Raw genomic sequence first — 20082 nt, forward strand, 5'->3', positions numbered from 1 at the left:
CGGCCCTGCCATGCTGCGGCCCTCGTGGCCACCAGCCCGGTATGGATCGCATCAGGATGACCAGCCTGCTCTCATTCGCCGTTCTCGGCCCGGTGCGGGCCTGGCGCGGCCAGTCCGAAATTGACCTGGGTACCCGGCAGCAGCGGCTGATCCTGGCGTTGCTGCTCGCCCGGGCCGGCGGCGCGGTCAGCGTCGCCGAGCTCGTCGACCTGCTCTGGGAATCCGACCCCCCACCCAGCGCGGTCAACGTGGTGCACCGGCACGTCGGGGTGCTCCGGCGGCGCTTCGAGCCGGGCCTGCCGACGCGGGCAGCGGGCTCGGTGCTGATCCGCGATGACGCCGCATACCGGCTGCGGATCGACGGGGAGTCACTCGACCTGCTGCGTTTCCGGCGCCTGGTCGCCCAGGCCGGTGGCAGCTCCGGCGAGCCGGCCGTCGAGCTCTACCGGGAGGCGCTGGCGCTGTGGCGCGACCGGTGCGCCTCGGGCCTGCAGGCCGGCGGCCGGGCCCATCCGGAGTTCGTCGCTGTCGACGGCGAGCGGTTCGCTGCCGTCCGGGCGGCGACCGACGCCGCCCTGCGGGCCGGGTGCGTCCCCCTGGTGCTGCCCGCGATCCGGCTGGCCGCCGAATACGAGCCGCTGGACGAGGCACTGCAGGCGCGGCTGCTGCTCGCGCTCGCCGCGGACGGCCGGCGGGCCGAGGCTCTCGCGGCCTATGCCGACATCGAGCACCGGCTCGCCGACGAGCTCGGCATCCAGCCGGGTGTCGACCTGCGCGCGGCCCGGGACAGCCTGCTCGACCACGACGCCCCGGCCGACGGCTCCAGGACGAGGCGGGGGGTCAGACCGGCCTTCATTCGGCCCGAAGCGCCGCCTAGCGGCGCGGAGGCCGAATTATGGCCGCCAGCCGAGCTGGAGTTGTCGCAGTCGCCCCGGGCCGAGCCGCCGGCGCAGTTGCCGGCCGACCACCCCTACTTCACCGGCCGCCGCGGCGTCGTGGCCGCCGCGGAGGAACTGCTGGCCGGAGACCCGCGGACCAGCGCGCTGGTCATCGACGGGATGCCCGGCGTCGGGAAGACCACCCTCGCGGTGCACCTGGCCCACCGGCTGGCCGCCCGCTATCCCGACGGGCAGTTGCACGCGGACCTGCGCGGCTTCGACTCCGGTGACTCGGTGATGACACCGGCGGAGGCGCTGCGCGGCTTCCTGTGGTCCCTCGGGGTCGCGCCGGCCGCCATCCCCGCCGAGCTGCACGCCCAGGCGGGCCTCTACCGCAGCATCCTGGCCGAGCGCCGGATGCTGATCCTGCTCGACAATTGCCGCGACTGGGACCAGATCCGCCACCTGCTGCCCGGCACCGGCGGCAGTCTCGTCATCGCCACCAGCCGCCGCCGGATCACCGGCGTGGCCGGCCCGGCGGGCGCCCAACCGCTGCACCTCGACCTGCTGACCGACGCCGAGGCCCGCGAGCTGCTCACTCGCCGGCTCGGCGACGCGGCGGCCGCCGACCCGGCCGCCGTCGACGAGATCATCGCGCGGTGCGGCCGGCTGCCGCTGGCCCTGGCGCTGGTCGCCACCCGCAGCGTCGGCCGGCCCGGGCTCAGCCTGCCCGCGGTCGCTGGTGAGCTGGCCGAGGCCGACGGCCGGCTGGCCGGCTTCGGGGACGCACACGCCGATCTGGAGGCGATCTTCTCCTGGTCCTACCGGGCCCTGACTCCCGAGGCAGCCCGGCTCTTCCGGCTGCTGCCCTTGCACCCGGCCGGGGAGGTGAGCACGGAATCGGTGGCCGCCCTGGGCGGCCTGTCCCCGCGCGCCGCCCGCGGCCTGCTCGCCGAGCTCGGGGGGCAGCTGCTGGTCCAGCCCGGCGACGGCCGATGGCGGATGCACGATTTGCTGCGCGCCTATGCCGTGGAGCTCGGGGAGGAGCACGACGACGCGGCCGAGCGGGACGCCGCCATCGATCGGGTCTACGACTATTACCAGCTCAGTGCCTACGCCGCGCATCTGCCCCTGCAGCCGCAGGTGCCGCTGCCGCTGCCCCTGCCGTCCGAGCGCGGGGTCACCGGGCGCGGCTTCACCGGCCGGGCCGACGCGATGGCCTGGTTCGCCGCCGAGCAGCGGGTGCTGACCGACATCGTCGCGCGGGCCAGGGAGCGCGGCCGGCCTCGCACGGCCTGGCAGATCGCGTTGGCCCTGCAGAACTTCTTCCAGGACACCGCGCAGTTCACGCAGTGGGCGGCGACGGTGAGCACCGGCCTCGCCGCGACCGGGGACGACCCCGCCGCCCAGGCCCTGCTGCACCGCAGCCTCGCCGGCGCCTGCTACTTCCTGGCCGATCTGGACCGGGGGCTGGCGCACCTGCAGCACGCCCGGGCGCTCTTCGACCGGCTCGGCCGGCGCACCGAGCAGGGCCACGTGGAGAACAACATCGCCGAGATCCGGCTGGACCAGCGGCGTTACCACGAGGCGATCCGGCATGCCGAGGCCGCACGGGCGCTCTTTCGCGCCGAGGGCAATGTGCGGGGCGCCACCAACGCCCTGCTGGCCATCGCACGGGCACAGGGCTGGCTCGGCCGGCACGCCGAGGCGCTGGGCATGTTCATCGAGGCGCGGCGGCAGTTCGAGGTCCTCGGCGACCTGCACGGGGTGGGCACCACCCAGGCCTGGCTGGCACACACGTACTCGATGATCGACGACCTGCCGCACGCGATGGCGAGCTGGCAGCAGGCGATCGACACGTTCCGCGGCGCCCGGGCCACCCACCACACCGCGGAGGTGCTGGTTGCCATCGGCGACTTCCACTCCGCCAACGGCGACCCGGCCCTGGCCGGGCAGGCCTGGAGCGAGGCCCTCGCCGAGCTCGACGGGACGGACTCGCCGATGGCCCGGCGGATCCGCGACCGGTTGCTCTGGCACCGGTGACCCGGACGCGGCGCCGGTGGGCGCCGCGTCCGGGGCCTACCGTCAGTACCGGTAGGCGCGGATGACGGTCTGCTTGACCGTGTTACCGCTGGTGTCCGTCGCGGCGGCCCGCAGCGAGACGAAGCCGGTGCCGGCCGGGTTGCGCACCCAGGCGACCGCCTTCTCGCCGGACCGTCGCACGGTCAGCTGCTGCCAGGTCTCGCCGTCGTCGAAGGACGCCTCGACGGTCAAGGCCGTGGTCTGGCCCGGCGCCGCCCCGACCTGACGGTCGAGCGAGACCGGGATCGCGAACGGCCGGCCGGCCGGCGCCCGGTTGTCGATGTCGAGCTCCGGGGTGTACCGGATCGCCGTCATCGGCAGCTTCACCAGTTCACCGTCGCTCACGTGCGCGGACTTGAAGGTCCACTCCGCGTCGACCACCGTCGACAGGGTGAACGCCGGGTCGCTGCGGAAGGTAGCGGCCAGCCGGTAGTCACCCGGCTGCGCAGGCACCTGCCACGACCAGGGCGCCTGGCTCCCATCGCCGATCTTGACCCCGTCGCGGTAGAGGCTCACCTGCACGCTGCCGCCGCGAACATGCCGGAAGCCCATGTGGCCGGCGCCGTCGCCGTGCAGCGGCCCCGGCCCGCCCAGCGTGTCGCCCCAGTAGCGGGTGGCGAACTGCTGGCCGAAGTTCGGCTCCGGGAAGACCGGCCCGGCCACCGCGTTGGCCCACTTCACGTTGTACGCGCGCCCGGGCTGGAAGCTGGTCCACGCCGACTCGTAGTACGTGTGCCGCGGCTGGGCCGAGGTCGACTTCCACACCGCCTGCTTGTCCTGGTTGTAGTACTCGGTGATGGTGCTCGGCACGTCGTAGGTGAAGCTCGGCGGAATGTTGCGCTCGTCGCGGTAGATCGGCGAGTTGCCGGGCGCGTGCGCGACCGCGGTCCGCGCAACCGGCACTCCGGCCACGTCCGCGCTGATCTGGGAGCGGACCGTGGCGAAGTCGCCCGCGCGCAGCTTGCGGGTCAGCCCGGTCATCATCTTCTGCGGCTCGTAGAGGTAGACCCGGTAGGCGTACGGGCTGTTGTGCAGGCTGCCGTCCTCGGCCACCTGGCCCCAGATGCCGTTGACGTAGGAGACGAAGCCGGGCGTCTCGCCGGCCCCGATCTGCGCGGTGCGCAGGTAGTCGAAGGGGAGGTTCATCAGCACGCCGTACAGGTCGTTGCTGCCCCAGATCTGCGGCTGCTCGGTCCGGATCGTCCAGCCGAATTCCTGGTGGACCGCGGTGGCCTTCGGGTTCGGCACCGACACCGCGATCGGCTTCGCCAGGCGGGCGTCCATGGTGAGCGCCTGGTCCGTGGTCAGGTCGAGGCTCGGGCGTACCAGCGTCGTGACGTGCGGGAGGAACGGGTCGCCGCTCACCAGGTAGGTCTGGACCAGGTAGCGGCCCGCGCGGACCCGGTAGCTGGTGGCCGCGGGGTCCCCGAGCACCAGGATGGTCTGCCGGTCCAGGTCGGTCAGGACGGTCACCCAGCCCTGCTCGGGCGTGGGCGCTCCGCCGTCCGGCCCGACGAGCTTGAGGGACAGCTGGTGGCGGGCGATGTCGAGCGCGACCGGGGTCTGCACCTGCGCGCCGCCGCCGGTGGCGGTCACCTCACCGCCGAAGTAGCGGTCGGGCAGGTCGGCGCCGGCCTGCACGGTGACGGTCACGGTGGCCGTGCCGCCGGCCGGGACGGTGACCGAGGAGGCGCTGAGGCTGAACAGTCCGGCCGGCGCCGGGGCGCCGTCGGCGTCCTTGGCGTCGAGGGAGACCGCCAGGGTGAGGGCGGAAGAGCCGCTGTTCGCGTACGTGACCGTGCTCTGCTGCGCGGCGGTGGTCCGCTCGAAGGCGACGCTGACCGGGCTCGCCGTGACGGTCTGCTGGATCGCCCGGGCCACGTCGAGGAAGCCCGCGCCCTGCTCGTAGACACCGATGGCGGCGTTCGGCTGCGCGGCCGCCATCAGCGTGGACTTGATCCGCTCAGGTGCCCAGTCCGGGTGCTGCTGGGTCAGGATCGCCGCCGCGCCGGCCACGTGCGGAGTCGCCATCGAGGTGCCGGACAGGCTGGCGTACTGCGGGTTCTCGTCGTTCGGCCACAGGTCGGAGGTCGAGCTGCGGGCGGCGACGATGCCGACGCCGGGCGCGGTGATCTCGGGCTTGATGCCGGCGTCGCCCGTGCGCGGACCCCGGCTCGAGAACTCGGCCAGCTCGCCCGTCTTGGTCACGGCACCCACGGTCAGCGCCTCGGTCACGTTGCCGGGCGAGTTCACCGTGGACTCCCCGGCCATGCCGGTGTTGCCCGCGGCGACGACGAAGAGCACGCCGTAGCGGTGGGTGAGGTCGGCCAGGGCCGCCTCGATCGGGTCGGTCTCCGGGCTGTCCGGGCCGCCGAGGCTCATGTTGACGACCTTGACGCCCTGCTGCGCCGCCCAGTTCATGCCGGCCAGGATCGCCGACTCCGGGCAGCCCTCCTCGATGCAGACCTTGGCGCTGTAGAGGGTCGCGCCGGGCGCCATGCCCTTGTACCGGCCCTGCGACGCGGCCGCGCTGCCGGCGATGGTGGAAGCGACGTGGGTGCCGTGGCCGACCCGGTCGAGGGCGTCCGGGTCGGCGGTGAAGTTCTCCGCGGCGGCGACGCGGCCGGCCAGGTCGGGGTGGGTCTGGTCGACGCCGGTGTCGATCACGCCGACCTTCACCCCCGTTCCCGTCCAGCCGGCCTGCCAGGCCTGCGGCGCGCCGGTCAGCGGGACGCTGACGTCGAGGGTGGGGTGGCGCAGCCCGTCGAGCCAGATCTTGTCGAACCCGGCCCGCAGTTGCCGCTCGGTGCCACTCGCGGCGGACGTGAGGTTGTTCCAGAAAGACACCGCGTCCGCGCGGCTCTCCGCGACGGCGCTCGCCCCAGGAAGCTCCCGGGTCGTCCGGGCGCCGGCGAGGCCGGCGGTGGCGGCGCTGCTGTGCTGGACGATGAGCGGCAGGGTGGCCCGGGTGTCGTCGTAGCCGAAGTCGACCAGCGTCGAGATGTCGAAGAGCCGCTCGTCGAGCTTGCCCCGGTTGAGCAGGCCAACGGCATCGGCGGGGATGACCCGTACGTCCTCGCCGGCGCTGTGGGTGATGAACGGAATCCGTTCCCGCCCCTTGCCCGGCACGACGTCGACGGCCGTCTGGCCGTCCACACTGCTGACGTGGACGGTGTCGCCGGTGAGCAGAGTGACCGTCCGGGGCTTGGACGCGACGGCGGGTGTGGTCGCCGGCTTCGCGACCCGGGGCTGCGCCGACGCCGGCGGACCGCCCGGAGCCACCGCCGAGACGCCCAGCACCAGCAGTGCCAGCGCCGATATCTTGCGAACTGAACGCATCATTCTCCCTGGATGAACGCGAGAGGTATCCAGGTGTCCCGGACGTGGCCGGCGGGTGAAAGTTCATCGGGAGTGACCTGGATCACTTCCGCTGATCGGCGCGGGGCCTGCACGCCAGGACCGCCGAGCCTCCGCACACCTTCCACGAACCGGCAGCCAGGCAGCCGCAACGACACCGTCGTCTACCGCACCTCCGGCTCGAACAGAAGCTGGCCGGCCGGCCGCGTCCCCGCGGCCACCTCGTCGCCGTACACGTCGCACCGCCCGGCCCCGGTACGGCTCCGGGCGGATGCGGCCACCCCGCCGGCACGGGGTTTACCGGGGAGTCAGGCATCGTGGGGTCGGCCCACGTCAGCCGGCGGGATCGACGAGGACACCGGGGTTGAGGATCCAGGACGGGTCGAGCGCGCCCTTGGCGGCGCGCAGTGCGAGCGCGACCGGGTCCGGACGCTGCCGGTCGTACCACGGTCGGTGGTCGCGGCCGACGGCGTGGTGGTGGGTGATGGTGCCGCCGGCGGCGAGCAGCGCGTCGGAGACGGCATGCTTGATCTGGTCCCACTGGTCCACGGTGGCGCCCCAGCGGCCGGTGGCGTACACGCCGAAGTAGGGGGCGGGGCCGTCCGGGTAGACGTGGGTGAAGCGGCAGGTGACCACGCCGGTCGCGGCGACGGCGCGGAGCGCGTCGCCGGCCGCGGCGAGCACGGCGGCGCGCAAGGCGGGGAATCGGTCCCAGGTGCAGGCGGTCTCGAACGTTTCCACGATCATCGACCGGGCGGCGAGCGCGTCGCGCTGGTACGGCATCCGCAGGAACGCTGACCGCCAGGCGTCGGCGGCGGTCCGCTGCCGTGGGCCGGACGAGTCGTCGCTGCGGGGCGGCTCCGGCAGGGTTCCCCCGTGGTCGCGGCACAGCTCGACGGCGCGGTCCAGCCACGGTGTGACCAGATGGTCGGCGGACTCGAATCCCAGGACGAGCACGCCGCCGGTGGTGGCGGCGCCGGCGTTGAGGAGCGCCTCGGCCGGGTCGAGCAGCCGGCAGTTGCTCGGGTGCAGCGCGGACTGGGCGATGGCCCGAGTGGCCGCGACCGCCTCGTCGTAGTCGGTGAAGTGCACCGAGGCGCCCGCCCGCCAGCGCGGCCGGTCCTGCAGCCGCATCCACGCTTCGGTGATGACGCCGAGCGCGCCCTCCGAGCCGAGGAACAGCCGGTCCGGGGACGGCCCGGCGCCGGAGCCGGGCAGCCGGCGCGACTGGCTGGTGCCGGCCGGGGTGATCACCCGCAACGACTCCACCAGGTCGTCGATGTGGGTCAGGACGGTGGCGTAGTGACCGCCGGCACGGGTGGCCAACCAGCCGCCCAGGGTGGAGAACTCGAACGACTGCGGGAAGTGCCGCAGCGTGAGGTCGTGCCGTCGGAGCTGGTCCTCCAGCGCCGGCCCGAACACGCCGGCCTGGATGCGGGCCGCCCGGCTGGTCGGGTCCACCTCCAGCACCCGGTCGAGGCGCCCGAGGTCGAGACTGACCGCCGCGGGATATGCGTCGTCCAGCCGCGGCTCCACGCCGCCGACCACTGACGAGCCGCCGCCGTAGGGGATCACCGCGATGTCCCGCCCCGCACACCAGTCCAGCACGTCGACGACGTCCTGCTCGGTTGCCGGCCGGACCACCAGGTCCGGCGGATCGCGGACGTCCCCGTGCAGGTTGCGCACGACGTCCCGGAACGCCTTGCCGTGGGCATGGGCCGCCCGGTCGCCCGGGTCCGTCGAGCACAGCCGGGCGAGTGACGTCGGCGGATCGACCCGCGGCTGGCGCAGGCCGAGTTCGGCCACCGGCGGCGCGACGTGCTCGGTCAGATCGACGTCGGGCAGCAGGGTACGCACCCGGTCGGCCAACGCCGTCGCCTCCGCGCCGGTCACTGCGTCCTCGACGTGCCCCCAACCCCACCACGAACGGTGTTTCCCGGCCATGCGGCCTCCCCGCCGTCCACCATCGCCAGATCAACTCGCCGGTAACGTACTCGACGGCCGGCACCCCGTCGATGCAATCCTGGCCAAGTAGGCTCAGGGTCGGGCGGGTTTCCGTACGCTGCGCTGAGTGAGATGGGCACGTTCCTTCGTCGCGCTGGCGGCGACCCTGAGTGTCACGGCGTGCGAGGCCGCCCGGACCCCGCCGGCCGGTGCGCCCACCCGTTCCGCCCCGGCGGCGTCCCCGTCCCAGCCTGCCGAGATCACCTTGGCGTTCGCGGGCGACGTGCACTTCGCCGACCGTACGGCCGATCTGCTGGGCGACCCTGCGACCGCGTTCGGGTCGATCTCGTCGACCCTGTCGGCGGCGGACCTGGCGATGGTCAACCTGGAAACGGCGGTCACCACGCGGGGCGATCCCGAGCCGAAGGAGTTCCACTTCCGGGCACCGGCAAGCGCGTACGACGCGGTGAAGGCCGCCGGCATCGACGTCGTGTCCATCGCGAACAACCACACGCTGGACTACGGGCGGACGGGCCTGGCCGACACCGTGAACGCGGCCAGGGCCGCCGGGGTACCGGCCGTCGGCGCGGGCGCCGACGCGGCGGCGGCGTACCGGCCGTGGATCACCGGCATACGCGGCACCAGAATCGCTGTCCTCGGCTTCAGCCAGGTCTCCGAGCTGTGGTCGCAGTGGAGGGCCACAGAAGCCGGGGCCGGCATCGCGATGACCCGGGACCTGCCCCGCGCCGTCGCCGCGGTTCGGGCTGCCCGACAGCAGGCCGACGTGGTCGTCGTCTACGTCCACTGGGGTACGGAGGGCGACGCGTGTCCGCCCGCCGAGGCGCGCGCGTTCGCCAGCGAGGTGGCCCGGGCGGGCGCCACGATCGTGGTCGGCACCCACGCCCACCTCCTGCTCGGCGACGGGTGGCTCGGCAAGACCTTCGTCCAGTACGGGCTCGGCAACTTCCTGTGGTGGCGCGACGACGCGTACAGCAACGACACGGGGGTGCTGCGGGTGACCCTCGACGGATCGGCGATCTCGAAGACGGAACTGGTGCCCGCGACGATCTCCCGACGCACCGGCCGACCCGAACTCGCCGGCCGGGAGGACACGGCCCGGATCCGCCAGGAGTACGCGGGCCTGCACGCCTGCACCGGACTTGCCGCGAGCCCCGCCCCATAGACACCGGCCGCGGCGAGGAGCCTGGCACCCGTCCGGCTCGGGCTGCGATCGTCGTCGCAGGTTCGGTCAGCCCGATCAGGCGACCCAGTTCGGTGTCGAGCGCGGCTGCGCCGCGCAATCCCACCGCGTCGACCAGCCGGTCGGCCCGACTGGAACGGGTTCTACGTCCGAGACCCGAGAGGCAGACCCTGCGATGGACGAGCAGCTGCGGCGCACCCAGACGTACGGGGTCGATCCCGTGGAGCTGTTCTTCGATCTCGTGTTCGTGTTCGCAGTCTCCCAGCTCACGTACCACCTGCGGGACCACCTGTCAGGGCGCGGCATCGCGCAGACCGCCGTGATACTGCTGGCTGTCTTCACCGTCTGGTACTACACCAGCTGGGAAGCGACTCTCGTAAGGATCGAACGCACCCGCACTGTCGCCATGATGGTGACGGTGCTGTTCGTCGGTCTCTTCATGAACGCCGCCGTGACCAGCGCCTTCACCGGCTCGGGATGGAACTTCGCCGTTCCGTTCCTGCTCATTCAGCTCGGCCGTGGCCTGTGGACCTTGTTGAACGCTCCGAACGCGATCTGGCGCGACCACTACCGGCGCACGATCCTGTGGTTGCTCACCAGCTCACCCCTGTGGGTGGTCGGCGCCGCGGTGGACCCCGTACACCGCTTGTACTGGTGGGCCGCGGCCGCGGCCCACGACCTGGTCGGCACCTGGCTCGGACACCCGGTGCCCGGGCGCAGGCTCCACTCGCAGAGCGTCGGGCTCGCCGAGAGCGGGCACATGCTGGAACGATGCCGACTGTTCCTGATCATTGCCCTGGGTGAGACGATCCTGTCCACCGGGGTAGCCATCGCCGCGGTGCCGATGACGGTGATGACACTGGCGACGGGCTTGGCTGCCCTGATCGTCACGGCGGCCCTGTGGATGATCGCCTACGGAGGCCCCGGCCACCTGGTCGTGCGACACCTGGAAAAGACCCGCGACCCGATCCACGCCACCCGGATGGCGGGCAACGTCCTGACAGTGATGGTGGCCGGACTCATCGCCGCGGCCGCGGCCTTCGAGATGGCCATCACCCACCCCCACGGCCACCCGTCCGCCGCACTGAGCCTGCTGCTGTTCGGCGGACCGATACTCTTCCTCCTCGCCCAGGGCTGGTACCTGTGGGCGGTGCCGAGGATCAACCCGCGACGGTGGCTGGTCGGCAGCGCAGCGTTGGCACTGGCCGGCACGGCGGCGGGTGCGCTGGCACCGCCCTACGCGGCGCTCCTGGTGGCGGCGGCAGCCAGCGCTGCCGCCGCGACGGTCATCACCCGCTTCGCGCCCACTCCGGCGGAACCGGCCCGGGGTGACGGACACCGCCACTAGCGTCGGGACCATGGCCGCCCGCCCGTCCCGCTGGTCGATGCCACCCCGGGTACTGGAGGCACCGTCGTACCTGCAGGCGTTCGTGCTCTCCGGGGTGGTGACGGTGCTGGTCACCCGGGCATACCTCCAGGCGACCGGCTACCCGCAGCTCGGCGGCGGCGGGCTGCACATCGCGCACGTGCTCTGGGGTGGGCTGCTGATGACCGCCGGTCTGGCTGTCGCGCTGGTCTTCCTCGGCAGCGCGGCGCGCATCGTCGGCGCGGTCCTGGGCGGGATCGGGTTCGGGCTCTTCATCGACGAGGTGGGCAAGTTGGTCACCGCCGGCACCGACTACTTCTACGCCCCGGCCGCCGGCATCATCTACGGGGCCTTCGCCGTGCTGGTCGTGATCACCCAGGCGATCCGAAGCCGGATCCGGCTCTCCGACCGGGAGCGGACGGCGAACGCGCTGTACGCGGTGGTCGGAGGGTTCCGCACCGGCCTCACCGATGATCGCCGCGCGGCGGTGGTCCGGCTGGTCCGCGGTTGCGGCCCGGACGTCGAGGACGGGGTGGCCCGGCTGCTCGACACGGTGCCTCGACGCGAGCCACCCGGTTCCCGGTTCTGGCAGCCCTGGGTCAGCCAGGCCCGCCGGGCCGTGATCTGGGTGACCACCCACCGGTGGGTGGTTGCGCTGGTGGTGCTCTACCTGGTCGGCGAGCCGTTCGTCGTCGTGGTGAACGTCCTGCAGGACGCGGTCACCGGCCAGTTGAACGACCAGCGAGAATGGCGTGCGGTGCTCGGGGTTTCGGTCTCGGCGCTGATCACCGCGGTGCTGAGCATCCGTGGCGCGTGGCTGCTGCCCCGCGATCGGACGCGCGCCTTCCGGCTGTTCAAGCTCGCGCTCCTGGTGGATCTGCTGTTCGGGCAGATCTTCAGCTTCACCGTCAACCAGTTCGGGGCGCTCTCCGCGCTCGGCGTGGACCTCTTTCTGCTCGGCGTGGTCACCGCCGAGTACCGCCGGCTCTGCCGGCTGGCTGCATGATCCGCACCGGACCTGGATCTTTACCGGTACTGACGCTGCCGCGCGGCCAGCAGCACCTCCTCTCACCTCGCCGCGGTGCTGTGGCGGATCAGCGCCGGGGCGGGAGACCAGACGGCGGTCAGCCGTCCAGGCGGCGGACCATGTTCATGATCGTCTCCACCTGGTAACCGCCCTTGATCGGGTAGTTGGTGGCACCGAGGTAGCCCCACCAGTCCCAGCACCCGTTCGGGTTCGCTCCGGTTGCAATGGCCTGCGGATAGAGCACGATCAGCCGGTTGGTGTCGGCGTACTGGTTGAGGTTGGCCCGGTCGACGAAGGCGGTGCCGATCTTCGCGTACCCCTGGGCGCAGCCGTGCAGGGCGACCAGCAGCCGGCAGGTCTGGCCGGCGGCGCAGGCGCTCGGGACGTACGCGAAGCCGGCGGAGTCCATGCTCAACCCGTTGGCCCAACCGTTGGTGGCGAAGGTGTTCTGGCTGAACCGGATGAGGGTGCCGCCGAGCGGGCCGGTGTTCGGCGGGGAGACCGAGCCGAGCAGCTTGCCGAGGAAGGCGCCCTGCGGGTCGGTGCCACAGTCGTTGAGATAGGGCGAGGCGGTGGCGGTACAGCCGACGGTGCCGTACGGGGTGACCCAGGCGTGGCCGGCGGCGCCGGCGCTGTCGTAGCGGACGCTGGCCCCGAAGTCCTGGTAGTACCGGACCAGGTCGTCGGTGACGGACTTCTTCACGGTGGTGTCGCTATTGCCGTGGTAGACGTACACCGTGCTGCCCGGACAGGTTGCCGGTGCCGTCGATCCAACCGTAGGAAGCCCACGTGCGGGTGTAGTTCTCCAGCGTGGAGACGTGGGTCGGGTAGATGTTGTCGCCGCAGCCGTAGAGGGCCTGGGCGACGGTGTTCTGGGCGCAGTAGTAGGGGCCGGCGGCGAAGACGGCCGCGCCGCGGATCCGTGCGGAGTAGGCGACCTGTAGCTGTGTGGCCAGGTAACCGCCGGAGGAGATCCCGGCGACGTACACGGCGGAGACCGGGTAGGTGCCGAGCGAGCCGGAGACCGGGGTGGTGGTGTACGGCGTGCCCGCGGCGCGGGCGGCCACGCCGCCGGGCAGGACGAGGAGAAGGGCTGCGGCGAGGGTGGTGACGGCCTTCCACGGTGTCTGCATGGTGTTCTCCCGTCAATGCGCCGGTGGGACGGCCGGCGTGCGAGAACGCTAACGTGACATTGGCCACAGTAGATATCCATACGACAGACACCTCGCCCGCGGCGGCGGTGTGGGCCGCCCACCCGGTCCGCGCCGGATCACCGGCCGCGGCGGCGGGACCGGGCCAGCTCGAGCAGCACCAGCGCCGCCACGCCGAGCCCCGACCGCCCGGCGGTCAGATCGTGTATCGCGTCGCCCGCCCCGTCCTGGCCCGACTGCGCCCCGCGTTTCCGTTTGCGGCGCCGTCGACCCCGCAGCCACCCACAACCCCCAATGATCCGATGGAGTCTGACTAGGCCACTGTGCGCTGGTTGGCCGTGAACGGACCCATCGCGTATCTCCACTATCCGGACATCGATCCGCGAAACAGCACAAGGCGCTCCAACAAGTGCGGCCCACCCAAAGACCGAATTTCGTGCCGCCTCAGGACTACTTTTGGCAACCGAGCCGTGCCGGCCTTGTCAGCAATTACGGTGCTTTAACGTGGCTGTCATTCGCATTGCTGCCGTTGCGCTCAGCGCCCTTCTGACCACGCCCGGCGTAGCGGCCGGGTCATCGACGTTGGCGGCGTCCGCGCCGTACGTGCCCTGCCCGGCCGTGAAGCCGCCAGTGCCGCCGCCCGCCGCACCGTCGCCGCCACCGGTCGGTCCCGCCGACCTCGCCGTCGGCGGCGAGACGCTGGCGACGGCGGGGCTGGCCATTCCCGCGGGTGCGCCGATGGCGCCGTCGGTGACCGCCACCTCGTGGGTCGTGGCCGACCTCGACAGTGGTGCGGTGCTGGGTGGCTGCGGACCGCACGAGCACCGCACGCCAGCCAGCGTGCAGAAGATGCTCCTGGCCGCGGCCCTGATGCCCCACCTCGACCCGGCACAGGTGGTCGAGGTGACCCGGGCGGATCTGCAGGATCTCGATCCGGCCAGTTCACGAATGGGGGTGGTCGAGGGCGGCCGTTACTCGATCGAGAGCCTGTGGCTCGGGCTCCTCCTCAAATCGGGAAACGACGCGGCCAACGTGCTGGCCCGCGCCGGCGGTGGCACCGCCGGGCGGCAGGGCGGCGTGCAGGCGATGAACGACGAGGCGCACCGGCTGGGCGCAAACCAGACCCACGCTGCGACACCGTCCGGCCTGGACGGCCCCGGTCAGTACACCAGCGCGTACGACCTGGCACTGATCGCGCGCGCCACCTACGCCCGCGCAGACTTCCGGCGATACATCGCCACCCGAGCGGCGGAGATACCGGCAGAGTCGGGAACGCCAGGCTTCTCCATCACCCACGACAACACGCTGCTGGACCACTACCCGGGGACGCTCGGCGGGAAGACGGGCTTCACCGACCTGGCTCGACAGACGTACGTGGGGGTGGCCGAACGTAACGGCCGTCGGCTCGCCGTGACCCTGCTCGGCGCGGAGACCGCGCCACTGGGGAGCCTGGGCGAGGCGGCGGCCCTGCTGGACTGGGGCTTCGCTCTCCCGCCCGACGCGTCGGTCGGCCGCCTGGTCACCCCCGACGAGAAGAAGTACGACCGTGCCATTGCCAAGGTGGGAGGCGAGCGCCACGGTCACGCTGGGGCAGCAGAACCAACGTTCTCGTTGACGGCCATCCTCGGCCTCGGCGCCGCCGTCGTACTGGCCGCCCTGCTCCTGGCGGCTCCCTGGCGACGAAGGGCCGCGCGCGGGGCGGTCAACCCGTAGGAAGCCGACCACCAACGGGTCGGTGATTCCGGAAGGCGAACGACACCACTGCGGCGGTCGCGGAGGAACGGTACCCAGTGGACGGACGCCGGCAGCCACCCCCGTTGATCCCGCTCCGGCACCGCCCGCCGCTTACTGACAACGGCTCCGCCTACAAGTCCTACGCCTGGCGGGACGCCTGCGCCGAACTCCGGATAGCCCGCGGCATGAGCGCGCCAGATCCTGAGGATCAGGGTTCGACCGGCTGAGGTAGCTGTAGTGGTCGTCAGCTCACGGGTCAGCGCAAGTCGACCTCGACGTGGTGCTCCCCGAACATGTCCAGCAGATATCCCATGGTGGTCGCCGGTCCCAGCAGGCGCCGGTCGTAGCCGGCGACGAGGCGCTGGCGGGCCACGGCCGAGTCGTGCCACACCAGCCGAAACGGCGCCCGCGCGCCGAACCTTCCGCGGAGGCAGTCGTCGAGCGCGTCGAGGTTCCAGCCGAAGTATCCGCCCGGGCCGTTGATCGCCTCGCCGATCGCGCAGTAGAACCCTTCGATGTCGGTCACGAACCGGCCGTCGAGGTCGTACGTGGTGCCGGCCGGCCGGTCGACCACATCGGACTGGTGGGCGAGCGCCACCCCGGCCCAATGGTGGCGCAAGTCCCGGTCGTAGCCGGCCCACATATTCTTCTCGACGGGCCGTCGGGTGTACCAATGCTCTAGGACGTCGAGGACCCCCAGCGGCAGCGGTTCCCGCGGGTCGCTGACGACGGTCACGTCGACGAGTCCCGCACCGAGCCGCGACGGCTCGGCCGCATCGACCGTCCCGGACACCACAGCGCCGGTCACCTGGTTGACCGAACCATCGGCACCCACCACGTACACCTCGGCGCGGATCCGGCGGCGACGCAGGGCCGCCTTGGTCAACTGCCCGACCGCGCCGAGCGCGGTCAGCAACGCGGTTTCCGGTCGGCAACCGAGCAGCCGGACGTGCGGCACCGGCGGTGCGGACTGCTCGCGGAACAGGCCGGTGATGTCCCGACAGGTGCCGTAGCGCACCTCGTCCGGGCCCAGCAGAACGATTTCGTCGACGCCGCGGGGGCGCACCACCTCGTCCGTGCGGTCGTAGACGTGGACGAACCCGTCGAGATCGATGTCCACGACATCCGGCATCGTGGTGTTCGGCCGTTGAGCGACCACGACGACGTCGCCCAGGTCCTCGCCCCACCAGGAGGGCGGCATGTCCGGCGATGGCGACGGCGCCATCATCGAGATGTCACCCAGCCAGGCTCGTTCGGTGCCGAGTGCCTCGGCGGGCAGCCGATCGAGCAGGTCGGCAAGCGCACCCTCCGGAGTGCAGCCGACGAGCGTGAACCGCTCCCGCGGCCGGGGCGGCAGGTCGACGAACAGCCCTTCGATCTCCGCGCACAGCGCCAGCGGGACATCGGTCTCGTAGGAGCCCTCGAAGCCGACGTCGCCGAGGAGCAGCCAGCGCGGGCCGATCGGATGCTCCCACGCCCACCGCCGCTGCTCGGGCGGACCGCCAGCCCCGGGACCAGCGCTCGTCGTCACCCCGCGACCCTACCGGCTGGCGGTGCCACGACTGGCGCGTTGGTGGACGGGGCTACGCCGGGCGGCGCGGCCAGACCTGGTTCACCCTCACCGCCGCGGGCAACGCCGCGCTCGCCGAGGAGATCGCGCGACTCAAGCAGCTCATCGCCCGCGTCGAGACGACGAACGGCCAGTAGCGACAGCAGCCGACCGAACAGCCATCCCTTCACCTGGCGTACGGCGACCGGCGCCCGACAGCGCCGGCCGCCCGCCCGGTGCTGCCCAAGAAAGGAGGCTCCATGACCACCACACCGTCGATCGGCCGGGAACGCCTGTCCGCCGTGGCGTCATCACGGCCGCGCTGGCCGCCGGGCTCACCGTTACCGCAGACTGACGTCCGACGAGGCCCAGGTCGCCGTAGCCCAGCTGGTGGTTGCGGCGCCCGTGCCTCGTCCTCGTCAAGGTCAGCTGGCGATGGGCTTCTCGGTGGTCGTCGAACCCAGCAAGGTGTTGGTCAGCTTGGTCAGGTTCCGGCCGGCCTGCTTGTTGGCCGCGCTTGTGTAGCTGTCCCGGGGCGTCGACAGCATTGCGCCCGTCGTGGCGGACCTACTCGCCTGCTGCGGTGAGGAATTCGGCGAGCCGGGCCCGGACCGTGTGGTGATGCGCCGTAAGCCAGGCTGACAGCGCGTCGTCGTCGGCTGCAAGGTCATGGCCGGCCGACGCCCGGTTCCGGCTGATGTGGCGCAGGATGAGGTTGCCAGCCCGATCCGGGTGACCTTGAGGTCGCCGAGCTTGGCGGTACGCATGTAGGTCCCTTCGTGTCGTCGTCGATTGAGCCCCCGCTGTTACGCGGCGAGGCCGAAGAGCGGGGGTGCGAGGTTGATCAGGCCTCGGGGATCGGCCGGCCGAAGGTCTCGAGGGTGATGTCGGCCGGCTCTGGTCCGCCGCGCCGGCCGGTGTCGAGGCCGTCGATCGCGGCGAGTTCCTCGTCGGTGAGCTGGAAGTCGACGATGTCGAAGTTCTCCGCGATGCGCTGCGGGTTCGTCGACTTCGGGATGGCCGAGCGGCCCTGCTGCAGGTGCCAGCGCAGCATCACCTGCGCGGGCGTCTTGCCGTGCGCCTTGGCGATCTCGCCGATCATCGAGTCCTGCAGCGTGCTGGTGTGGTTGCCGTCGCGGTGGAACGTCGACGCCGTGCGGTCCGAGTGCAGGGTCTCGCCCGCCGACTAGGTGGGCTGCCCAGGCAAGGTCGGGGACGTGGCCGCCGGGTGCGGTCAGGGGACCGCCGTGACGGTCAGGCCGTCGAGCAGGACGGTCGCGGATGCGCTCACCTGCAGGACGTGGCGGCCCGGTGCGACCGCCGCCGAGGTGGCGGCGAGTCCATCGAGAGGCAGTTCGTCGCCGTCGAGTCGGATCCGGATCGCGCTGTCCCCGTCGCCAGCCGGCTGGGCGGTGATCCGCAGCCGGGCCGCGACGTGAACAGAGAGGATAGGAGCAGCCGCCTCGAAAGCCCGAGCCCGGACATCCATCGTCGTCACGGCGGCGCTCGCATCGCGGCAGATCCGTGCACCTGATCTTGGTAGGGATGGGTCTGGGTACGTGAGGTTCTCGGTGCTGGTGACCGCGCCGGTCCGCACGTGCGAGCTGCACGCAGCGATCAGTCCGATTCTGCGGTGAATCGCAGCGCCGCGTCCCCGCTGTCGGGGTCGAATGCCAGGCCGGTCGTGTCGGTGAACTGGCGGAGGCGGGCCAGGGCCATATCGGGCGAGGTCGCGTCGTGGAGCGAGACGAGTATCCCGGTGAACGTGAGCCAGGCGTCGACGCGCACCGGATCGATACCGAGGCCATCGATGTCGCCGGACACGGCGGCGACGGCCCGCAGCGAACGGTCGCGTTGGTCTATCAGCTGCAGGTCGATCGTCTCGAAGCGGTGGTGCATGTAGTAGTAGACGGTGGCTTCAGCCGGTTCCCCGAAGGTAGCGCTTGTCAGGTGGTGTCCGGCGATGCGGCGCCAACTGTCCGCTGGAATGGGAAGCCACTCCACGTCGAGGCCGACCGGGCTGCCGTCACCCTCGCGTGACACATCCTCGAAGGGAAATGTGAAGGACCAAGTTAGGCGCGGTGGCAGATGCAGGGATGGGTTGTCGAACAGCAGTCCGTGCCACTCACCGCCCGCAGCTGGGATAAGGTCGTCGAGGCCTAGCTTGTCCTCGTCGTCAGTCTCCACCGCAGCCATCCTCGCAGCGCTCGCTCAGTCCGTGCAGGCTCGCACGCTACAGCACCGCTTCGCCCTGTACCGGCTGACAAATCGGCCGGCGACCCCGCCGTTCTAACGGTGTGCGCCGCCCGCATCGCGGCTACCTGTTAGCTGGTGGTACGACCGCAGCCCGGCCAGGCTTGGTCGAGGTGACCGGTGGGGTCGCTCTCATCGCGGCTGCCCACCGCAGGTTGGTGTGGCTCTCATCTGGCGTGCGCCCCGCCGGTCGCCGCGGCGGAGAGAGGCTCAAGAGGGGACTGCCCGGCTCAAGGTAGCGCTGCCCTCCCGTCGACGAACACCGTCGGATCGAGGGAGGACAGGATGGCTCAGGTCATCATCGGCGTGGACCCGCACAAGCGTTCCGCCACCATCGAAATCATCAACGCGCGGGAGAAGACGCTCGGGCAGGGCCGGTTCGGCACCGACCGCGACGGCTACCAGGCCATGCTCGCCGCCGGTCGCAAGCACAAGGACCGCCTTTGGGCGGTCGAGGGCTGCAACGGCATCGGCCGGCACGTCGCTCAACGTCTGGTCGCTGACGGCGAGACCGTCGTGGACGTTCCCGCGAAGCTGTCCGCCCGGGCCCGGGTGTTCGCCACCGGCCAGGGCCGCAAGACCGACCCGGTCGACGCCCGCAGCGTCGCTGTGGTCGCCCTGCGCACCGAAGGTCTACGGCAGGTCGTCACCGACGACACCACAGTCGCGTTACGGCTGCTGGTCGACCGCCGTGACCAACTCGGCCGGGCCCGCACCGACGTGGTCTCCCGGCTGCACCACCTGCTACTCGAACTGATGCCCGGCGGCGCGACGAAGGACCTGTCCGCCCAGCAGGCCCGCGTCCTGCTGGGCACCGTGCGCCCGCGCGACGTGGTCGGCAAGACCCGCCGTCGGCTGGCCTGCGAGCTGATCGGCGAACTCGTCGTCATCGACAAGAAGATCAAAATCGCGAAACAGGAGCTCACCGACCTGGTCAACAGCACCGGAAGCCGGCTGATGGACCTGACCGGCATCGGACCGTCCGGCGCCGCCCGCCTGATCGGCGACATCGCAGACATCGCCCGGTTCACCAGCCGCGCCCACTTCGCCTCGTGGAACGGCACCGCACCGATCGACGCCTCGTCCGGCGACCAGAACCGGCACCGGCTCTCCAGAGCCGGGAACCGGCGCATCAACCGGGCGCTGCACATCATGGCCATCGTCCAACTCCGCCGTGACACCGAAGGGCGCCGCTACTACCGGCGCAGACTGGCCGCGGGCAAGACCCCGATGGAGGCCCTACGGGCACTGAAGCGGCGGCTGTCCGACATCGTCTACCGGCAGATGGTCGCCGACGCGAAGCTGGTCAAGACGGGTCCGGGAGGACACGCGGGGGCGACTCTGCAATCCAGCGCGGCCGACCTGAACCCCGAGATCGACACTTCGGAAAAGTCATTTCCCGGACCCGCCACACCCCAGCCTAGAACAACCCTCGCCGCGGCCTCTTGATGGCATGAAGGAGCGGGGCCTCGCTCCTCGTGGGTCCCGGGCGGGATGCTCGGGGTGCTCACGTCTCACGACGAAGGAGGCCCCTCATGCA

Annotated in this window: 15 protein-coding genes; 6 read left to right on the plus strand and 9 right to left on the minus strand. The window is 71.6% G+C overall.

What is annotated here, in order from left to right:
* Positions 1 to 41: 41 nt before the first annotated feature.
* Positions 42 to 2921 carry an AfsR/SARP family transcriptional regulator gene (locus V6U81_RS02470; protein ID WP_334483723.1) on the plus strand — a complete coding sequence of 960 codons (2880 nt, stop codon included), beginning with the start codon at positions 42 to 44 and terminating at the stop codon, positions 2919 to 2921.
* A 42-nt stretch (positions 2922 to 2963) separates the two neighbouring features.
* Here V6U81_RS02470 and V6U81_RS02475 read toward each other — a convergent pair whose 3' ends face one another.
* On the minus strand, positions 2964 to 6299 hold the full coding sequence (locus V6U81_RS02475) for a S8 family peptidase (RefSeq protein WP_334483726.1): 3336 nt from the start codon (positions 6297 to 6299) through the stop codon (positions 2964 to 2966).
* Positions 6300 to 6650: 351 nt separating this feature from the next.
* On the minus strand, positions 6651 to 8261 hold the full coding sequence (locus tag V6U81_RS02480) for an FAD-binding oxidoreductase (protein WP_334483728.1): 1611 nt from the start codon (positions 8259 to 8261) through the stop codon (positions 6651 to 6653).
* 127 nt (positions 8262 to 8388) lie between these two features.
* Between V6U81_RS02480 and V6U81_RS02485 the strand changes: the two genes are divergently transcribed.
* The 3 genes from V6U81_RS02485 (at position 8389) to V6U81_RS02495 (ending at position 11834) form a co-directional block, all read left to right on the plus strand.
* Positions 8389 to 9444 (plus strand): CapA family protein, encoded by a 1056-nt coding sequence (locus tag V6U81_RS02485; RefSeq protein ID WP_334483730.1) that lies wholly within the window; start codon positions 8389 to 8391, stop codon positions 9442 to 9444.
* Between the two features lie 193 nt (positions 9445 to 9637).
* Positions 9638 to 10810, plus strand: coding sequence for a low temperature requirement protein A (locus V6U81_RS02490; protein ID WP_334483732.1), 1173 nt, complete (start codon positions 9638 to 9640; stop codon positions 10808 to 10810).
* 37 nt (positions 10811 to 10847) lie between these two features.
* The gene (locus tag V6U81_RS02495) at positions 10848 to 11834 is read left to right on the plus strand and encodes a hypothetical protein (RefSeq protein WP_334483777.1); all 987 of its coding nucleotides are present in this window, start codon (positions 10848 to 10850) and stop codon (positions 11832 to 11834) included.
* A gap of 118 nt (positions 11835 to 11952) precedes the next feature.
* Here the strand turns inward: V6U81_RS02495 and V6U81_RS02500 are convergent, their stop codons facing one another.
* Positions 11953 to 12558: an alpha/beta hydrolase family protein gene (locus V6U81_RS02500; RefSeq protein WP_334483736.1), complete on the minus strand. Its 606-nt coding sequence runs from the start codon at positions 12556 to 12558 to the stop codon at positions 11953 to 11955.
* Between the two features lie 10 nt (positions 12559 to 12568).
* The gene (locus V6U81_RS02505) at positions 12569 to 12988 is read right to left on the minus strand and encodes a hypothetical protein (RefSeq protein WP_334483739.1); all 420 of its coding nucleotides are present in this window, start codon (positions 12986 to 12988) and stop codon (positions 12569 to 12571) included.
* Positions 12989 to 13510: 522 nt separating this feature from the next.
* On the opposite strand from V6U81_RS02505, the gene V6U81_RS02510 reads away from it, so the two are divergent.
* Positions 13511 to 14719 (plus strand): D-alanyl-D-alanine carboxypeptidase family protein, encoded by a 1209-nt coding sequence (locus V6U81_RS02510; protein ID WP_420883954.1) that lies wholly within the window; start codon positions 13511 to 13513, stop codon positions 14717 to 14719.
* A 277-nt stretch (positions 14720 to 14996) separates the two neighbouring features.
* Here V6U81_RS02510 and V6U81_RS02515 read toward each other — a convergent pair whose 3' ends face one another.
* The 5 genes from V6U81_RS02515 to V6U81_RS02535 form a co-directional block, all read right to left on the minus strand.
* The gene (locus V6U81_RS02515) at positions 14997 to 16271 is read right to left on the minus strand and encodes a barstar family protein (protein ID WP_334483742.1); all 1275 of its coding nucleotides are present in this window, start codon (positions 16269 to 16271) and stop codon (positions 14997 to 14999) included.
* 443 nt (positions 16272 to 16714) lie between these two features.
* Positions 16715 to 17056 carry a hypothetical protein gene (locus V6U81_RS02520; RefSeq protein ID WP_334483745.1) on the minus strand — a complete coding sequence of 114 codons (342 nt, stop codon included), beginning with the start codon at positions 17054 to 17056 and terminating at the stop codon, positions 16715 to 16717.
* Between the two features lie 77 nt (positions 17057 to 17133).
* Entirely contained in the window at positions 17134 to 17391 is a 258-nt protein-coding gene (locus V6U81_RS02525) for an aldo/keto reductase (RefSeq protein WP_334483747.1), read from the minus strand.
* A 132-nt stretch (positions 17392 to 17523) separates the two neighbouring features.
* A complete protein-coding gene (locus V6U81_RS02530) occupies positions 17524 to 17787 on the minus strand; it encodes a hypothetical protein (protein ID WP_334483750.1) in 264 nt (87 codons plus the stop codon).
* 119 nt (positions 17788 to 17906) lie between these two features.
* Positions 17907 to 18476, minus strand: a complete 570-nt coding sequence (locus tag V6U81_RS02535) for a hypothetical protein (RefSeq protein ID WP_334483753.1) — start codon at positions 18474 to 18476, stop codon at positions 17907 to 17909.
* Positions 18477 to 18662: 186 nt separating this feature from the next.
* Here V6U81_RS02535 and V6U81_RS02540 point away from each other — a divergent pair, with 186 nt between their 5' ends.
* Complete coding sequence (locus tag V6U81_RS02540; RefSeq protein WP_334483756.1) at positions 18663 to 19991, plus strand: IS110 family RNA-guided transposase; 1329 nt, start codon at positions 18663 to 18665, stop codon at positions 19989 to 19991.
* Positions 19992 to 20082 lie beyond the last annotated feature (91 nt).

Source organism: Micromonospora lacuserhaii (genome assembly GCF_036902735.1).
Lineage (GTDB): Bacteria > Actinomycetota > Actinomycetes > Mycobacteriales > Micromonosporaceae > Micromonospora.